13 protein-coding genes and 1 pseudogene are annotated in these 17,827 nt (G+C 69.2%); 8 read left to right on the top strand and 6 right to left on the bottom strand.

Annotated elements, in window-relative coordinates:
* Positions 1-98: 98 nt before the first annotated feature.
* The 4 genes and pseudogenes from U9R90_RS09920 to glgX all read right to left on the bottom strand — a co-directional run bounded on the left by U9R90_RS09920 (position 99) and on the right by glgX (position 7,343).
* Positions 99-2,301: pseudogene (locus U9R90_RS09920) on the bottom strand (M4 family metallopeptidase).
* A gap of 246 nt (positions 2,302-2,547) precedes the next feature.
* Complete coding sequence (locus U9R90_RS09915) at positions 2,548-3,930, bottom strand: alpha-lytic protease prodomain-containing protein (protein WP_411056028.1); 1,383 nt, start codon at positions 3,928-3,930, stop codon at positions 2,548-2,550.
* 85 nt (positions 3,931-4,015) lie between these two features.
* Positions 4,016-4,981, bottom strand: a complete 966-nt coding sequence (locus tag U9R90_RS09910; protein ID WP_411056027.1) for a LysR substrate-binding domain-containing protein — start codon at positions 4,979-4,981, stop codon at positions 4,016-4,018.
* Between the two features lie 127 nt (positions 4,982-5,108).
* On the bottom strand, positions 5,109-7,343 hold the full coding sequence (gene glgX, locus U9R90_RS09905; RefSeq protein ID WP_411056026.1) for a glycogen debranching protein GlgX: 2,235 nt from the start codon (positions 7,341-7,343) through the stop codon (positions 5,109-5,111).
* A 327-nt stretch (positions 7,344-7,670) separates the two neighbouring features.
* Between glgX and U9R90_RS09900 the strand changes: the two genes are divergently transcribed.
* The 7 genes from U9R90_RS09900 (at position 7,671) to U9R90_RS09870 (ending at position 15,034) form a co-directional block, all read left to right on the top strand.
* Complete coding sequence (locus U9R90_RS09900) at positions 7,671-8,855, top strand: Ig-like domain-containing protein (protein ID WP_411056025.1); 1,185 nt, start codon at positions 7,671-7,673, stop codon at positions 8,853-8,855.
* A 142-nt stretch (positions 8,856-8,997) separates the two neighbouring features.
* Positions 8,998-10,257 (top strand): L,D-transpeptidase, encoded by a 1,260-nt coding sequence (locus U9R90_RS09895; protein ID WP_411056024.1) that lies wholly within the window; start codon positions 8,998-9,000, stop codon positions 10,255-10,257.
* 77 nt (positions 10,258-10,334) lie between these two features.
* Positions 10,335-11,102 carry an enoyl-CoA hydratase/isomerase family protein gene (locus tag U9R90_RS09890; RefSeq protein ID WP_411056023.1) on the top strand — a complete coding sequence of 256 codons (768 nt, stop codon included), beginning with the start codon at positions 10,335-10,337 and terminating at the stop codon, positions 11,100-11,102.
* A gap of 250 nt (positions 11,103-11,352) precedes the next feature.
* Positions 11,353-11,856: an ATP-binding protein gene (locus U9R90_RS09885; protein WP_411056022.1), complete on the top strand. Its 504-nt coding sequence runs from the start codon at positions 11,353-11,355 to the stop codon at positions 11,854-11,856.
* Positions 11,857-12,298: 442 nt separating this feature from the next.
* Positions 12,299-13,051: a polysaccharide deacetylase family protein gene (locus U9R90_RS09880; protein ID WP_411056021.1), complete on the top strand. Its 753-nt coding sequence runs from the start codon at positions 12,299-12,301 to the stop codon at positions 13,049-13,051.
* Positions 13,051-14,247 (top strand): YncE family protein, encoded by a 1,197-nt coding sequence (locus tag U9R90_RS09875; RefSeq protein WP_411056019.1) that lies wholly within the window; start codon positions 13,051-13,053, stop codon positions 14,245-14,247. Before U9R90_RS09880 ends, U9R90_RS09875 begins: the two co-directional genes overlap by 1 nt.
* Positions 14,248-14,380: 133 nt before the next feature.
* On the top strand, positions 14,381-15,034 hold the full coding sequence (locus tag U9R90_RS09870) for an ADP-ribosyltransferase (RefSeq protein WP_411056018.1): 654 nt from the start codon (positions 14,381-14,383) through the stop codon (positions 15,032-15,034).
* Between the two features lie 81 nt (positions 15,035-15,115).
* Here the strand turns inward: U9R90_RS09870 and U9R90_RS09865 are convergent, their stop codons facing one another.
* Both U9R90_RS09865 and U9R90_RS09860 read right to left on the bottom strand, forming a co-directional pair.
* A complete protein-coding gene (locus tag U9R90_RS09865) occupies positions 15,116-16,315 on the bottom strand; it encodes a cytochrome P450 (protein WP_411056017.1) in 1,200 nt (399 codons plus the stop codon).
* The gene (locus U9R90_RS09860) at positions 16,305-17,045 is read right to left on the bottom strand and encodes a tRNA-dependent cyclodipeptide synthase (protein WP_411056016.1); all 741 of its coding nucleotides are present in this window, start codon (positions 17,043-17,045) and stop codon (positions 16,305-16,307) included. The genes U9R90_RS09865 and U9R90_RS09860 overlap by 11 nt, the downstream gene beginning before the upstream one ends.
* A 247-nt stretch (positions 17,046-17,292) precedes the next feature.
* On the opposite strand from U9R90_RS09860, the gene U9R90_RS09855 reads away from it, so the two are divergent.
* Positions 17,293-17,718, top strand: coding sequence for an ankyrin repeat domain-containing protein (locus U9R90_RS09855; protein ID WP_411056015.1), 426 nt, complete (start codon positions 17,293-17,295; stop codon positions 17,716-17,718).
* Positions 17,719-17,827 lie beyond the last annotated feature (109 nt).

Here is a 17,827-nt window from a genome sequence, read left to right as displayed (position 1 = left end):
TAGGACCGGTCGTGGGACCGGGCCGCCACGGTCGCAACGGTGTACGACCGCGGCATGCCCGGCTGAGCATCCCGAGGGTGCTCAGAACCCGACGGTGCTCAGAAGGTGAGCTTCCAGCTGTTGATGTAGCCGGTGTCATAGCGGGCCACGTCCCGCACCCGCAGCTTCCAGGTCCCCGCGGCCGTCTCCGAGGACGCGTTGACGCTGTACGTCTCCTTGACGTTGTCCGCCGAGTCACCGCCGCTGGCGTTCTTCAGGCGGTACGCGGTGCCGTCCGGTGCGATCAGGTCGATGACCAGGTCACCGCGCCAGGTGTGCACGATGTCCACGCCCACCTTCAGGGCGCTGGGCGCGTTGCCGTCCCGGTCGACGGTGATCGACGAGGTGACTGCGGAACCGTAGTCCGGGATCTGGACGTCGGTGTTGTTCTCGTACGTGTCACCCGGCTCGCCCGGGTCGCCGCCGCCGGGGCGCTCGCCGACGTTGACTCCGGCCCACGCGTGCTGGACCGCCTTGTACTCGTCGCTGGTGGCCCCGTAGAGCTCGGCGGTCACCTCAAGGGTGCCGGTGCGGGCGCCCGCGTAGTTGGTCGTGGTGCCCCACTTGGTGCTGAGCGCCTTGTACCAGATCAGCGCGGCCTTCTCGCGGCCGATGCCGGTCACCGGGAGGCCGTCGGAGGTCGGCGAGTCGTAGTCGACGCCGTTGATGGTCTTCTTTCCGCTGCCCTCGGAGAGCAGGTAGAAGAAGTGGTTGGCGGGACCCGACGAGTAGTGGACGTCGATGTTGCCGATCCCGGCGTACCAGTAGTCCTTGGAGTTGCCGTCCCGGCTGGGCTTGTCCATGTAGCGCAGCGGGGTGCCGTTGCCGCGGATGTCGATCTTCTCGCCGACCAGGTAGTCGCCCTTGTCGCTCGTGTTGCCCGCGGCGAACTCGACGGCGGCGGCCATGATGTCGCTGGTGGCCTCGTTCAGACCGCCGGACTCACCGCTGTAGCGCAGGCCCGCGGTGGACGAGGTGAGCCCGTGGGTCATCTCGTGCGCGGCCACGTCGATCGAGGTCAGCGGCTTGGCGTTGCCGTCGCCGTCGCCGTACGTCATACAGAAGCAGCTGTCCTGCCAGAAGGCGTTGACGTAGTTGTTGCCGTAGTGGACGCGCGAGTACGCGCCGACGCCGTCGCCGCGGATGCCGTCGCGGCCGAACGCGGACTTGTAGTAGTCCCAGGTGAGTGCCGCGCCGTAGTGGGCGTCCGCACCGGCCGTTTCCAGGTTCTGCGGAGTGCCGTTGCCCCAGACGTCGTCCGGTCCCGAGAAGAGCGTGCCCCGGCCCGACGTGCCGCGGTTCAGGTTGTACGTACGGTGGCCGCCGCGGGCGGTGTCGGTCAGGGTGTAGTTGCCGCCGGACTGCGCCGTGCCGAGCGTGACGTCGCCGCTGTACTGGGTGTGCCCGTCGCCGTTGTGGACGGCCTGCCACTCGTACAGCTTCGCGCCTGACGCGGCGTCCGTGACGACGTGCAGCTCGTTGGGGGTGCCGTCGTCCTGCAGGCCGCCGACGACCGTCTCGTACGCGAGGGTCGGCTTGCCGTCGGCCATCCAGACAACCTTGCGCGGCGCCCGCTCGGTGTCGGGCTTCTCGGCGCCCTCGGCCTTGGCGGCGCCCAGCGCCTGCCTCTCGGCGGTGGACGGCTTGACCTTGGCGGTGGTGGCGATGCCCTTCAGCTTCGCCGTGGACGCCTTGGAGACGGACTCCGCATCGCCGGACTTGTCCTGACTGACGATCAGGTCGCCGCCGAGTACCGGGAGTCCGCCGTAGGTGCGCTCGTAGCGGGTGTGCGTGGTGCCGTCGCGGTCCTTGACGACATCNCTTCAGCTTCGCCGTGGACGCCTTGGAGACGGACTCCGCATCGCCGGACTTGTCCTGACTGACGATCAGGTCGCCGCCGAGTACCGGGAGTCCGCCGTAGGTGCGCTCGTAGCGGGTGTGCGTGGTGCCGTCGCGGTCCTTGACGACATCGCGGACGACAAGCTTCTCCTTCTTGCCGAGGCCGAGCTCCTTGGCGGTCGCCGCCTTGGAGGCGTCGGCCTCGCGTATCAGCGCGGTGCGCTGGGCGGGGGAGAGCTTGGCGGGCAGGGCGCCGGGGTCGGCGCCCTTGTCGGCCGCGGCCTCAGCCGCGGCCTGCGGGCTTGCGGCGCCCGCGACGGAGGTCTGGATGCCGACGGCGAGCAGTGCCGTGGCGGCGATGAGTGCGCTGGTTGCCTTGACGCGTCTGTGGGAGGTGCGTCTGTCTGAGAGGGATCTCAACACTGACTCCTGTACGTGTGATTACGTGTGGTGGAGCTCAGAGCGGCGCGCACGGAACGTGGGGGGTGCCGCGCGCCCGATTCCCGGAAGCGTGGCAGCAGAGCCGTGTTCCTGTCAGGAGCGCGTCAACATGTTGGCCGGAAACGTGCGCTGAACGGTTTTGGGCGTTCGCTGAACGGACGGTTGGTGCATGGTGTGAGGCCGGGCGCCGCTGTGGGTGCCCGGCCCCGCGTGTCATGGAACCGCTGCTCAGAGGCGCTGCCAGAGCGCCGGGGTGAGCGGCGGCTCCCAGCCGGTCTGCGCCTGATGCCCCTGGATGCACCGGTAGGTGCTGCCGCCGTAGGTGACCTGGTCGCCCGGCGCGTAGACGGTGCCCGCGGACCAGCTGCCGCCGGGCGGGTCACCGGGGTCGCCTGGATCGTCCGACGTGGTCTTCAGAGTCAGCCCGTACTGCTGGAGGATCGGGTTCACCGGCTGGTGGAACGTCGTACCGCCGGACCGGCAGTTGCCCGAGCCGCCCGAGGTGACGCCCTGCGCCTGGCTGCCCGAAATGTAGGAGCCGCCCGAGTCGCCCGGCTCCGCGCAGACCGAGGTCCGGGTCACTCCGGTGATGGTCCCCTCGGGGTAGGTGACGCTGGTGTTGTGCTGCTGGATGGTGCCGCAGTGCCATCCGGTGGTGGAGCCGGAGCGGCAGATCGACGCGCCGACCGGGGACTGCGTGGAGCCCGCGACCTGCACCTGCTGCCCGCCGGAGCCACGGACGTACGGGGTAGCGGTCCAGCTGGAGTTGGTCAGCACCCAGGCCATGTCACGCCCGGGGAATATGGATGCCTGGAAGCTGCCCTGCGCGGCCTGGTTGCTGCCGCGGGTCGTGGTGCCCGCGCGCCCGCAGTGGCCCGCGGTGACAAAGCCCTGGTCGCTGCCCCGGGTGATCGAGAAGCCCACGGAGCAACGGCCGCCGCTGCCCATGTAGTACGCGTCGCCGCCCACGATGTCGTACAGCGCGCGCGGGCGTTCGGTGGTCTTCTCGACCCGTACGAGGGCGGAGTCGACACCGGCCGCGGCGACCAGCTTCTTGGCGGCCGAGGTCTTGATGGCCTGCACCACGACCTTGTTTGACGCGATGTCGACGTACCAGACGGGCGCGTCACGGGTCGCTGTCTTGTTCACGGCGTCTTTCGCGGTCTGGTCCAACTCGGCCTTTGCCGCGTCGAGTTCCGCGACCGAGTGCCGTACGACCTTGGCCCGTGCGCCCTTGGCCTCGATGGCCTGGACGTCCGATGCGTCGGTGGTGGCCACGGTGAGCCGCGCGGAGTCCGCGCCGCGTACCCAGGCGCCCGCGAAGTCACCGCCCAGGGCGCTCCGCAGCGCCCCCGCGACGGCGCCCGCCTCGGCCTCGTTGACCAGGCGCTGCCTGGCCTGGGCGTGGGTCAGTCCGAGGTCGCGCCGCATGGCCTTGAGGAGCTGGGGCGATGCCTGCGCGACGGCTGCGGTCTCGGCGGCCGGCTGGACGGCGGCGGGTTCGGGTTCGGCGGTCCTGGCCGCCGCCGTACCGGGCAGCGCGGTCAGGACCAGCGCACCGGCCGCGCCCAGCGCGGCGAGTGCGGCGCCCTTGGCATGTCTGTGGAGCATGGGGGGTCTCCTCGGTTCGAACAGTATGCGTTGGCTCAATAGGGCCGCCGAAACCGTAGAACCGTGAACATCTGTTCAGAAGCTGTCAGTTGACCCTCTGCTCGGTGTTATGCGCCTGGTCGGCAAGCCAGGCGGTGTAGCTCTCGCTGCGTGCGGTCGCGTCGGTGTGGGCGGCGCGGGTCTGGGCGAACACGGTGGACGCGCTGGCCGCTGCCGGGCCTGTCGGGTGCCAGCCCAGCAGGTGCCGCCAGGTCAGCGGCGCGCCCGTCAGCGGTCTGGTCACCACGCCCGCGGTGGGCGGAAAGGTCGCCCGGCACAGCCCTACGGCGCGCCCGACCTGCACCAGGTGGACACAGGACGCGGTGTCCGTCTCGTACACCCCGGCCGGGGTGAACCCGGCGCGGGCGCACGCGGCCGCGAAACAGTCCCCGAAGCAGCCGTCGCCCGGTACGTCCGTCCAGTACTCGGCCCGCAGTCGCGCCAGATCGATCTCCGCGCACCCGGCCAGCGGGTGGTCGGAGGCGAGCATCACGAACACGGGGTCGCGGGCCACCTCTCGCCAGATCAATCGCTCGCCCTCCGGCGGCGGGCTCGCCCCGCATGTGCCGATGAGCGCGAAGTCCAGCCGGGCCTCGGCCGTCTGGGCGGCGATCTCGCGTTCCGACCACGAGGTGTGCGTCGTCACGCGCACGCCGGGGCAGGTGGCGGCGAGCCGGTCGACCAGGCCGCCGAGGAGCGGGCCGTGCGTCCCGCCGATCCGGAGGCCGCGCCGCTCGTCGCCCGCGTGCGCGAAGTGCGCCGCGTCCCGTTGGAGACCGCTCACCGCGGGGAGCACGATCCGGGCGCGGTCCAGGACGAACTCCCCGAGCGCGGTGGTCCGTACGCCGTGCCGCCCGCGCTCGAACAGCTCCCCGCCCAGGATGCGTTCGATGCGCTTCAGCTGGGTGCTGAGCGCGGGCTGGGCGAGACCGAGAGCGGTGGCGGCTTTGGTGAGGCTGCCCGCGTCCGCGATCGCGCGGATCGTCTTGAGGTGCCGCAACTCCAGGTCCATGGGGTGAGCTTGGTCCGGACCTGCCGTCGGGGCAATACTCCGGTCCAGACCAGTGCGGGTCAGAGATTGATCCCCCACCCCGCCCCTTCCCGAAAGGCTCAAACGCCGGCCGGGCTGAAGGATGGCCTCAAACGCCGGCCGGGCTGGAGTTGGCCCGCAGCAACAGCACCGTCCGCGCGGGAACCGTCACCGCCGCCCCTGCCCGGTACGACGCAGCAGGCGCAACCCCTTGCTCCTCCAGCGACGTGTCCACCACCACCTCATACGTCGACGCCCACGGCGCCCCCGGCAACACGAACGACACCGCCCCCTCCCCACTGTGCAGCACCGCCAGAAAGCTGTCGTCGACGACCGGCTCCCCCCGCGCGTCCCGCCCAGGGATATCCCGCCCCGACAGGTACATCCCCACCGTCGCCGACGGCGCGTACCAGTCCCGCTCCGTCATCTCCGTACCGCCCGCCGTGAACCACGCCAGATCCCGCAACCCGTCCGCCCCGTGCGCCCGCCCCGAGAAGAACGCGCGGCGGCGCAGCACCGGATGGGCGTGTCGTAGCGCGGTGAGCCGGGAGGCGAGCTCGAACAGCGACCGCCAGCCGGGCTCTTCGAGGAGCGACCAGTCCAGCCAACTGACGGGCCCGTCCTGGCAGTACGCGTTGTTGTTGCCGCCCTGGGTGCGCCCGAACTCGTCCCCGGCGACCAGCATCGGCACCCCCGTGGACAGCAGCAGCGTGGTCAGCAGGTTCCGCAGCTGCCGTCGCCGCAGCGCGGTGACGGCGGGATCGGTGGTCTCGCCTTCGGTGCCGCAGTTCCAGGACCGGTTGTCGTTCGTCCCGTCCCGGTTGCCCTCGCCGTTGCCCTCGTTGCGCTTGTGCTCGTACGTCACGAGATCGCGCAGCGTGAACCCGTCGTGCGCGGTGACGAAGTTGACCGAGGCGTACGGCCGCCGCCCGCCCCACGCGTACAGGTCGCTCGATCCCGAGAGCCGGTACCCCAGGTCCCGTACGTCAGGCAGCGCCCCGCGCCAGAAGTCCCGTACGGCATTGCGGTAGCGGTCGTTCCACTCGGTCCACAGGGGTGGGAACGCGCCCACCTGGTAGCCGCCGGAGCCCACGTCCCACGGCTCGGCGATCAGCTTCACCCGGCGCAGCACCGGGTCCTGCGCGATCACCGCCAGGAACGGCGACAGCATGTCGACATCGTGGAAGGAGCGGGCCAGCGCCGCCGCCAGGTCGAAGCGGAACCCGTCCACGCCCATCTCGGTGACCCAGTACCGCAGCGAGTCGGTGATCAGCCGGAGCACCTGGGGCCGCACCACGTGCAGGGTGTTGCCGCACCCGGTGTAGTCCGCGTACCGGCGCGCGTCGGACTGCAGCCGGTAGTAGCCCTGGTTGTCGATGCCGCGCAGCGACAGCATCGGGCCCAGTTCGTTCGCCTCGGCCGTGTGGTTGTAGACCACGTCCAGGATCACTTCGATGCCCGCGTCGTGCAGCGCCCGCACCATCCGCCGGAACTCGCCGACCTGCTGCCCGGTGCTGCCGCTCGCCGCGTAGGCAGCGTGCGGCGCGAAGTACCCGATCGAGTTGTAGCCCCAGTAGTTGCGCAGCCCGCGCCGCAGCAGATGGTCCTCGTGCGCGAACTGGTGCACCGGCAGCAGTTCGACGGCGGTCACTCCGAGCCGTACGAGATGGTCGATCGCGGCGGGATGGGCGAGACCGGCGTACGTCCCGCGCAGTTCTTCGGGAATCCCCGGATGGAGCTTGGTGAAGCCCTTCACATGCAGCTCGTAGATGACCGAGTCGGCCCAGGGCGTCTTGGGCCTGCGGTCCTCGCTCCACTCGTCGCCCGGCGCGTCGTCGTGCACCACCACCCCCTTGGGGACGTACGGCGCCGAGTCCCGGTCGTCGCGCACGGTGTCGGCGACGTGCTGCTCGGGCCAGTCGCGGACATGCCCGTACACCTCGGCGGGCAGTGCCCCGTAGTCCTGCCCGCGGACCGCGTCGACGGCCTTGGCGTACGGGTCGAGGAGCAGCTTCGCCGGGTTCCAGCGGGCGCCGGTCCAGGGGTCCCAGCGGCCGTGTACGCGGTAGCCGTACCGCTGCCCCGGCAGCACATCCGGCACGAAGCCGTGCCAGATCTCGTGCGTCAGTTCGGTCAGCGGGCAGCGGGTCTCGTGGCCGTCGTCGTCGAAGAGGCAGAGCTGGACCGCCTCGGCCCCGCCCGCCCACAGGGCGAAGTTGGTGCCCGCGACGCCGTCGGGTCCGGCCCGGAAGCGTGCCCCGAGCGGTGTCGGGGCGCCGGGCCAGACCGGGCGGTGGTCGGGCTGCGGGGTTCCGTCGCTCCGGCCGTCGCCGCCGGTGACCACCGACTTGGCCTGCCCGTTGCTTGTCGGAACGGCTTGGCTCTTCGCAGCTGCTTGGCTCTTCGGAACTACCTGGCTTGTCGGACCTGTCTGAGCTGCCTCCTGCTCGGGTGCCCTCGTCACCTGTCAGCCTCCCGCGGCTCGGTGGGACCGACGCCAACCAACGGCTGTACGAGGGCGTACGGCGTCCCGGCCGCGGCTCCCTACGTGTGGTCCTCCCCAGTGTTCTGCCCTCAACCGGGCCCGCACTCACGTTTCCCCCGGAGGGGGGCGGTCGTTGGGGAGCACGTGAAACAGGTTGCGAGACGCGCTCGGCGCGCAGGGGCCGCGTTGGCCGCGGTACTGACATGGGCAGGCCTCCTGACCGGCTGCTCCGGGGACGGGATCGGCACGGTGTTCGGCAAGCAACGCTCGCCCGCCGAGGCCATCCAGGTCACCCCGGACGACGGCAAGCGGGGCGTCCCGGCGGACAACGGCATCAGGGTGAAGGTCCCGGACGGGCGCCTGGAGTCCGTGAAGGTGGTCAGATCGCAGGACGCCCAGGAGCAGCCGGTGCCGGGCCGGATCTCCACCGACGGGCTGAGCTGGGAGCCCGACGACAAGAAGCTCGCGCTGGCCGCCAAGTACGTGGTGGACGCGGTCGCCCTGGACGGCCACGGCCGCCGTCAGGCCCGCCACACCACCTTCACGACGTACGTGCCCGAAGAGCGCTTCGTCGCCTATGTGACCCCGGAGAACCGCTCCGTCGTCGGCACCGGAATGATCGTCTCCCTGGAGTTCAACCGCGAGGTGAAGAACCGTGCCGCCGTCGAACGCGCCGTCAGGGTGACCGCGGACCCCGCCGTTCCGGTGGCGGGCCACTGGTTCGGGAAGTCCCGTCTGGACTTCCGCCCCAAGGAGTACTGGAAGCCGGGCACCAAGGTCACCGTCGACCTGAGACTGCGCGATGTGGAGGCGGCGCCCGGCGTCTACGGGCTGCAGCACAAGACGTTCGGTTTCACGATCGGCCGCAGCCAGGTGTCCCTGGTGGACGCCAAGAAGAAGACCATGGAGGTCCGCAGGGACGGCGAGCTGGTGTCCACCGTCCCGATCACCGCGGGCTCCGCCAAGACCACCACGTACAACGGGAAGATGGTGGTCACCGAGATGCTTGAGGTGACCCGGATGAACGGCGCCACGGTCGGCTTCACGGACAGCGACGGCAAGGGCGAGTACGACATCCCCGACGTCCCGCACGCCATGCGGCTGACCACGTCGGGCACCTTCCTGCACGGGAACTACTGGGCGGCGGCGGACACCTTCGGCAACGCGAACGTCAGCCATGGCTGTGTGGGGCTGCGCGATGTGAAGGGCGGCAGCGCCGAGACCCCCGCGGGCTGGTTCTTCGACCGCAGCCTGATCGGGGATGTGGTCGAGGTGCGCAACTCCGCGGATAAAACGGTCGCACCGGACAACGGGCTGAACGGCTGGAACCTGACCTGGGCCAAGTGGAAGGCGGGCTCCACCCTGAGGTGAGACGCCGCGTCGGTTTGAGGCTGAACGGTGACAATCCCAGGGGTCCATACCCCCATGGCGGTGTGATTACCTGTCGCCGTGCGCTGGGCCGGGACCTGGCCACATGGCGGGCCTGACCAGGCCATGTGAGGGGAGAAAGATCGTGAACGGGCGACCGATATCGGGGGCATCGGTTGGGGCACAGCGGCGCCGCCGTAACGCGGGGCCGCTGGCCCTGGCGCTCGGCGCCGTACTGCTGGCGGCCACCGCGTGCGGACCAGGGGGCTCCGATTCCGGCGGCGAAGGCGACGGGGAGAAGAAGAAGGTCGGCGCCGACAAGACGCCCAGTGACAACCGGCCCTCGCAGGCCGTGGTGGCCGTGTCGCCCAAGGACGGCGCCGAGTCCGTCGCCACCAGCGGGACCCTGAAGGTCACCGCGGACAAGGGCGAGCTGACGGACGTCAAGGTCCAGGACACCGCGGGCAACGCCATCCCCGGTGAGATATCCGAGGACGGCGCCACCTGGAAGCCCGCGCACCACCTGGCCGCGTCGACCAAGTACAAGGTGCACGCCACGGCCAAGGACTCCGAGGGGCGTACGGCGGCCAAGGACACCACCTTCACCACGCTGACCCCGCAGAACACCTTCATCGGCCACTTCACGCCGGAGGACGGCTCCAAGGTCGGCGTCGGAATGCCGTTCTCGGTCAAGTTCACCCGCGGGATCACCAACCCCGACGACGTGGCGAAGGCCATCCAGGTCAGCACCTCGCCCAAGGTCGAGATCCGGCACAAGTGGTACGACAACGACCGCCTGGACTTCCGCCCGGAGAAGTACTGGAAGCCGGGCACCAAGGTCACCGTGAAGCTCAACCTGGACGGCGTCGAGGGCCGCGACGGCGTGTACGGCGAGCAGTCCAAGACCGTGAAGTTCACCATCGGCCGCGAGCAGGTGAGCGTGGTCGACGCCAAGAAGAAGACGATGACGGTCAAGCGGGACGGCAAGACCATCAAGACCATCCCGATCACCGCGGGCGCGCCGGCGACCACGACGTACAACGGCCAGATGGTCATCACCGAGAAGCTCAAGGTGACCCGGATGGACGGCGCCACGGTCGGCTTCGGCGGCGAGTACGACATCAAGGACGTACCGCACGCGATGCGTCTGTCGACCTCGGGCACCTTCATCCACGGCAACTACTGGGCGAGCGCGTCCACCTTCGGCTCGGAGAACGTCAGCCACGGGTGCGTCGGCCTGCGCGATGTGCGCGGCGGCTATGACGGCAAGACGCCCGGTGCCTGGCTCTTCAAGAAGTCCATGATCGGCGATGTGGTCATCGTGAAGAACTCCAAGGACAAGAAGATCCAGTGGTGGAACGGCCTGAACGGCTGGAACCTGCCCTGGGACAAGTGGGAGAAGTAGCAGTTCGTACGACGGGCCCGGTGCTGTGAGCAACGGCACCGGGCCCGTCGCCGTTAGCGGCAGTTAACCTGCCTCCCATGACCGTGAATCTCGAAGTCTCCGAGGGCGTCGGCACCATCCGCCTGGACCGTCCTCCGATGAACGCCCTGGACATCGCAACCCAGGACCGGCTCAAGGAGCTCGCCGAAGAGGCGACCCGCCGCGACGACGTCCGCGCAGTGATCCTCTACGGCGGTGAGAAGGTGTTCGCGGCCGGCGCGGACATCAAGGAGATGCAGGCCATGGACCACACGGCCATGGTCGTACGCTCCGGGGCCCTGCAGGAGTCCTTCACCGCCGTGGCCAGGATCCCCAAGCCCGTGGTCGCCGCCGTCACCGGCTACGCCCTGGGCGGCGGCTGCGAGTTGGCCCTCTGCGCCGACTACCGCATCGCCGCCGACAACGTCAAGCTCGGCCAGCCGGAGATCCTGCTCGGCCTGATCCCCGGCGCGGGCGGCACCCAGCGCCTGTCCCGCCTGGTCGGCCCCTCCAAGGCGAAGGACCTCATCTTCACCGGCCGGATGGTGAGGGCCGACGAGGCCCTCTCGCTCGGCCTGGTGGACCGGGTCGTACCCGCCGCCGAGGTGTACGAGCAGGCGCACGCCTGGGCCGCGAAGCTCGCCCAGGGGCCGGCCATCGCGCTGCGCGCGGCCAAGGAGTCGATCGACGCGGGCCTGGAGACGGACATCGACACCGGCCTGACCATCGAACGGAACTGGTTCGCCGGGCTGTTCGCCACCGAGGACCGCGAGCGGGGGATGCGCAGCTTCGTGGAGGAGGGTCCGGGCAAGGCGAAGTTCCTCTGAAGTGGCGTCAGTTGACCGGGGTCCCTCAAAGGGGCACCTTATCTGAGCCTTAAGTGAACCTTAAGATTCACTTGCTGCGAACTCTGGGTGATCAACTCCGGACGGATTGTTATCGCAGCTCAGGTGGGGCACAACGGGGCCCTAAGTGCCTTCGGCATATGCCAGGACGGCCCTCCGGAACCGATGGTTCCGGGGGGCGTATTCCCCTGGAAAGCCCCCAAGGGCCGTGCTGTGACGCCATGATGGGGGGATGGCGGGGCTGGAAGGCAGTGAATCGTCGCGGCAGCACGGGAGTGCGACCGCGATGCGATGGACACCGGCCGTCGAGGACGAACGGGCGCTCAAAGCACTGGAGTTGTTCGGAAATCCGACGGAGGCCGAGGTCCCGCTGCCGTCTCGTCCGGAGTCGGCGGGTGCCGCGCGCCGACTGACCCAGGTGGTCGTCCTGCGCCAGTGGACACTCTCCCCGGCCATCGCCGAAATCGCTGTGCTGCTGGTCTCCGAGCTCGTCGGTAACGCCGTACGGCACACCGGCGCCCGGGTGTTCGGGCTGCGGATGCTGCGGCGTCGCGGCTGGATAAGAGTCGAGGTGCGCGATCCCTCGCGCGGGCTGCCGTGCCTGATGCCGGTCCATGAGTTGGACATCAGCGGCCGCGGCCTCTTCCTGGTGGACAAGCTCTCCGACCGGTGGGGCGTGGATCTCTTACCGCGCGGCAAGACGACCTGGTTCGAGATGCGCGTCACCGACCGCTGATACGCCGACCGCTGATACGCGGGGGCTGCGCGCTGCGGGGTGAAGGTTTCGGGCTGACTGTGAACGCACGGAAGCCCCCTCGCGCCGTGATGCGGCGCCGCGGGGGCTTCCATGTGGTGCGCCGGGATCTTCGGGGGTGTGATCCACGGCCGCCTTGACGACCTGGCCCGGGTCAATGGGGGTCGTTGCGTTCGACTATGGCAGACCGACGCGCCCCAAGCTAAAGTCGCATACTCAGACAAACCACTCGATATGCGGTCGCTTCGAATCTGAATCCTTGGTGACTTAGCGCACTTGCCTTGTAAACGCTAACTAAATTAGCCGCGTGCTAAGCGATCAGCAGTCGATCAACCCTGGGTCCATCCCTTGAGGTCGCGACCCGCAAAGGCCCGAATTCGGGTCAATCATCCTTATCTCGGATGTTCCCCCCTTAAATGGTCGCGTGACCACGACCGACCGCCGCGGTGCCCTGCGTGCCGGTGCCCTGCTCGCCCTCGCGGGCACGCTCGCTACCGGCTGCTCCACGGCTGAGCGCACCCCGAAACGGTCCGCGACTCCGGCACCCCCGGCCCCGGGCCCCCGACGCTTCCCCGGACTCCCCGCGCAGATCGAGCACGGCCCCCGCGACCAGGCCCGCGTCGCCCTCACCTTCCATGGCCAGGGCGACCCCGCCACGGCCCGCGCCCTGCTCGCCGAGGCCGAGCGGGCCGGTGCCCGGGTCACCGTGCTGGCCGTCGGACGCTGGCTCGACGCGTACCCCGCGATGGCCCGCCGCATCCTCGACGGCGGCCATGAACTCGGCAACCACACCCAGCGCCACCTCGACATCAATTCCATGCCCGAGCGGGAGGCGTACGCGGAGATCACCGGGTGCGCGGGCCGGCTGCGTCGGCTGACCGGTTCCATCGGCACCTGGTTCCGGCCGTCCCGCACCCAGCGGGCGAGCCCCCTCGTCCAGCGGCTGGCCCACCGCGCCGGCTATCCGCATGTCCTCTCCTACGACCTCGACTCTCTCGACTTCACCTCGCCGGGCGCCACGACCGTCATCCGCACGGTGGCCGGCCAGGTCCGTAAGGGATCGGTGGTGAGCCTGCACTTCGGGTACGCGGACACGGTCGCCGCGCTGCCCGCCGTCCTGGAAGAAATCGACCGCCGCGGCCTGAGCGCGGTCACCACCACGGAGCTGCTGACCTGATGCTGCACTTCACCCAACGATCCCGCGCGCTGCTCGTCGGCGCCCTGCTGGCCACCGGAGCGCTCCTCGCGGGCTGTGGGACCCCGGCCGACCAGACCGCGGACGAGGCCCGCGGCAAGAAGGCCCCCGCCAAGCCCGCGAAACCCGCCAAGCCCAAGGCGATCTACGGGCTGCCCGGTATGCCGCCGGTGCTCGACCCCACGGACATCTACGCCGCCAACCGCCCGGACAAACTCTCCCCGGTGGTCAAGGACTTCCCCACCCGGGTGTACGTCCCCAACACCACCTCCAACACCGTCTCGGTCATCGACCCGGAGAAGTTCAAGGTCATCGAGACCATCCCGGTCGGCAACCACCCTCAGCACGTCGTCCCCTCCTGGGACATGAAGACGCTCTGGGTCAACAACAACCGCGGCCACACCCTCACCCCGATCAACCCGGCCAACGGCAAGGCGGGCAAGCCGGTCGAGGTGCACGACCCGTACAACCTCTACTTCACGCCCAACGGCAAGCACGCCGTGGTGATGGCCTCGATGGACCGCGAGCTGGTCTTCCGCGACCCGCACACCATGGACCGGGTGCACACCGAGCCGGTCACCTGCGCGGGCGTCAACCACGCGGACTTCTCGCTCGACGGCCGCTACTTCATCGTGTCCTGCGAGTTCTCCGGTGAACTCCTCAAGGTGGACACCGAGAAGATGAAGGTCATCGGCCAGCAGAAGCTGCCCTTCAAGGGCGCGATGCCGCAGGACGTGAAGATCTCACCCGACGGCGAGACCTTCTACATCGCCGACATGAAGGCCCACGGCATGTGGGTCCTGGACGGCGAGAAGTTCACCGAGCCGACGCTGCTGCCCACCGGCAAGGGCTGCCACGGCCTGTACATCAGCCGCGACTCCAAGGAGATGTTCGTCCCCAACCGCGGCGAGGGCTCGATCTCGGTCTTCGACTTCGCCAAGAACAAGCTGACCAAGAAGTGGTGGCTCCCGGACGGCGGCAGCCCCGACATGGGCAACATCTCCGCCGACGGCAAGGTGCTCTGGCTTTCGGGGCGTTACGACTCCGAGGTGTACGCCATCGACACCAGGACCGGCGTCCAGCTGGCCCGCATCCCGGTCGGCGGCGGCCCGCACGGCCTGACCGTCTATCCGCAGCCGGGCCGCTACTCGCTGGGCCACACCGGCATCTTCCGCTGACTTACGCGCTGACTTACGCGCTGACTCACGCGCTGACTCACGTACTGCGGCACCCACTTGGGACACGCTCACCTTCGGGTGACAGTCCACGGCCCGCCACCGCGACGCCGAGATGCTGATCACCATGACTCCCGTGATCACAACTCGCCTGCGGCGGCGGGCCGCTGCCGTCGCCCTGTCCCTGGCAACCTTCCTGGTCCCGGCCGCCGCCACGGAGGCCGCAGGACCCTCCGCCGCCCCCGCTTCCTCTGCCTCATCCGTCTCCTCCGCCGGGTTCGCGGCGGCCCCGGCCTGCCCGGTCGTCCCCGACAAGCTGCACGCCGCGGCCGAACGCCCCATCGACCTCACCAGGATCACCCCGGAGCCGGTGTACCGGGAGGACTGCAAGACCCTCTACCGGGCCGACGGCCGCGACCCGAAGGTCATCTTCAAGGAGGGCTTCCACCCCAAGGACACGGTCAACGGCCAGTACGACCTGGAGAAGTACGTCCTCAAGAACCAGCCGTCGCCGTTCGTCTCCACCACCTATGACCACGACCTGTTCAAGGAGTGGGCGAAGTGGATGAAGCCCGGGGCCTTCAACTACTACATCGACGCCCCGAACGGCATTGACGTCAACAAGACGATCGGCGACACCCACAAGTACGCCGAGCAGGTGGAGGTCGCCTTCCCCGGCGGCGTCGCGCGCGAGTTCATCATCGGGGTCTGCCCGATCGACAAGGAGACCGCGACCGAGATCATGTCGAAGTGCCGGAGCAATCCGCACTACCGCCCGACGGCCGACTGACGTCTGAGGTGGAGCAGGCGCCCCGGAGCTTCGCGCTCCGGGGCGCTCTTGTGTCCGTACAGGGACCTCAAAGACAGGCTCTCACCAGGCCACGGGCAACCGCTCCGGCAACCGCTTGATGAACCCCGTACGCCACACCAGTTGCTCCTGCGGCACCGCGAGCCGCAGCTCGGGCAGCCGCTCCACCAGCGCGGTGAGCGCTACCTCGGCATGGGTCCGGCCGAGTGCGGTCGCGGGGCAGAAGTGCCGCCCGGCGCCAAAGGCGAGATGCGGATTGTCCGTACGTTCCAGATCGAGCCGCTCAGGATCATCGAACACTTCCGGATCAAAGTTGGCCCCCTCGACCAGCACGAGCACCAACTCCCCCTTCCGCACCAGCACATCTCCCAACCGCACATCGTCCGAGGCGAGTCGGGGCAGCCCGTCGCCGATGGAGAGGTTCCACCGCAGCAACTCGTCGACGGCGCGCCCCATGCGCTCGGGACGGCCCCGCAGATACCCGACGAGTTCGGGCCGCTGCAGCAGAGCGAGTACGGCAAGGACGAGGAAGGCGGAGGTGGACACGGCCCCCGCCCCGAACAACGACACGGCGACGGTCGCCAGCATCTCGTCCGTCAGATGAGCCGAGTCCGGATCGTTCTCCCGCAGTGCGGCCAGCCGCCCCAGCAGCCCGGAGCGCAGCTCCACAGGCCCGTTCAGCCGGTCGACCATGTATCCGACGTCCTTGTACCAGTTGAGCGCCGACTCCTCGAACGGTCGCGCGCTGGTCATGAACGCGATGTCCAGGCTCGACATCAGCCGCCGCCAGTCCGCGAACGGCGCCCCGATCACCCTGCAGTGCAGCGCGGCCGAGAACGGATCGGCGAACCCGCCGCGCAGATCGACGGGAGGCCCCTCCGCGACGAGCCCGTCAATCAGCTCATGGGCCCGTCCCCGAAGCCAGCCTTCCAGCCCGTCCGCCTTCGGATTGAGGGACTTCATCACCGCACCGCGCAACCCGGCGCTGTTGATGTTCCCCATGTTGTTGACGACTTCGGGCGGAATGGTGAGCGCATACTGCCGAGGCACCCCCTCCAGCGCGGTGTCCTTCAGACTGAACCGCTCGTCCTCCAGCACCTGCTTGGCCAGCGCGTACGAACTCACCAGCCAGGCCTGGTCGCCGGTGAGTGTCCGCACCCTGGCGACGGGTTGTTTCTCGCGCAGCCAGGCGCACTCTCGGGGCAGCACATCCCCCCGCCGCGACAACGGAAAGTCCACCAGGACCTCGTCCTCACGCCGCACGAGCCACACCGCCTTCCGGCCTCTCCAGCCCTTCCGGCCGCACGACCGCATACGCCTGGTTACGGGTGGCCCGCAGCCCGCCGCCCCGCGCGTACAGCACCTCGGTCAACGGCATCACCGTGTGGTACGCGGCCACCGAACTCGGCACGCCCAGAATCCCCGGCGTATCCACGAAGAACGGCAACTCGGCCGCGATGTAGTCCAGACAGACACGCCGCTGCCACTCGCTGGGGGCCTCGCCATCCCCCACCTTGGCCTCAAGGAAGTACCGCACCATGTCCTCACACCCCTTGCGGAACGCGTCATCGTGCTCCATGAAGTGCCGCACCCGCCGATGCTGCAACTGGTACACGGGATTGCCCCCGAACTCCGAGAGCCCCCGCACCCTGGTACTCCCTTCCGGCGGCCCGGCCCGCCCAACTCCCTTGACCAGCCGCCTCCGTACCGCTTTGAGCTCCTTGGCGGCCCGCCGGGCGGCGTGCTCCCTGCTGTACCCGAAGGCCGCGAACATCTCCTCCACATGGAGATCCGCGTACACGAAGTCGATCTCAGCGAACCGCCGCTGCGCCCAGTCGGCGAGCTCGGCGATCCGCTCGGCGTTGAAGTAACTGTTGCCTGGACTCACTCCGATGAGGACATGGTCACCCTCCTCCCAGATGATCTGGCAGGTCCGGCTGAAGGGCAGAACCTCGAAGGCTCCGAGCGTCTGGTTCGTGTCGTGTGTCTGCATCACGGGGGACACCCCTGGCACCGCGATTCCCTGGGAGCCCTGTGCTCCTGGTACGGCGGCGACATCGGAACGTTAGTGCGTGGGGGCGGAGAGTGACGTAGGGGGACTGCGCTGATTGGCTTGTTCTCGCCTTCACATGTCCAGAACTGGAACCTGAATTCCGCTTCACGGAATGGGGAGGGTAGCGGACGGCTGGGAGATCGGGCCGTGTGGGAGACTGCGGAGCCGTGCTGGAGGGGAGTCGATCGTGAACAGGCGGCGGCAGAAGAAGCTGACGCGGCGTCTTGTCGGGGCGATGGTGTTTGGTGACCTTGCCGAGGTCGAGGCGCTCCTTCGGGTCGGTGCGCACCCGGATCTGGCCGACGCCGACGGGACCACGCCGCTCTATGCGGGGTCCGTCCACGGGGCCGCGGACAAGGTCCGGTGCCTGCTGGCCGCGGGAGCTTCGCCCGACCGGGAGAGCGGGGATGGTTCGGAAGGCACCCCGCTGTGCGGGGCCGCCTGTTGGGGCCACGCCGAGACCGTGCGCGAGCTTCTCGCCTTCGGCGCCGATCCGAACCTGCGCGAGGACCACGGGAGCGGCTGGTCGCCTCTTGAGTGGGCGCTGCGCGGTCCGCACCCGAGGGCAGCGGAGCTGCTCCGCGCCGCTGGCGCCAGCGGCGGCCCCCGGTGAGGAGGGGGCACGCCTGATCTCCTCCCGAGGTCAGACGGCTGTGCCGCCCACCATGAGGATCTTGATCGCGATGTCGCAGTCCGCCATGGCCCACTCCTCTGCGTCGCGT

It is taken from the genome of Streptomyces sp. E11-3 (genome assembly GCF_046540415.1).
GTDB lineage: Bacteria > Actinomycetota > Actinomycetes > Streptomycetales > Streptomycetaceae > Streptomyces.
The sequence above is the reverse complement of the archived record's forward strand: the minus strand, read 5'-3'. Positions and strand labels throughout refer to the sequence as shown.

Coding starts and splice junctions, on each gene's coding strand:
- U9R90_RS09915 (WP_411056028.1), bottom strand. CDS start 3,930: ATGCTCCACAGACATGCCAAGGGCGCCGCACTCGCCGCGCTGGGCGCG.
- U9R90_RS09910 (WP_411056027.1), bottom strand. CDS start 4,981: ATGGACCTGGAGTTGCGGCACCTCAAGACGATCCGCGCGATCGCGGAC.
- U9R90_RS09890 (WP_411056023.1), top strand. CDS start 10,335: ATGACCGTGAATCTCGAAGTCTCCGAGGGCGTCGGCACCATCCGCCTG.
- U9R90_RS09885 (WP_411056022.1), top strand. CDS start 11,353: ATGGCGGGGCTGGAAGGCAGTGAATCGTCGCGGCAGCACGGGAGTGCG.
- U9R90_RS09875 (WP_411056019.1), top strand. CDS start 13,051: ATGCTGCACTTCACCCAACGATCCCGCGCGCTGCTCGTCGGCGCCCTG.
- U9R90_RS09860 (WP_411056016.1), bottom strand. CDS start 17,045: ATGCAGACACACGACACGAACCAGACGCTCGGAGCCTTCGAGGTTCTG.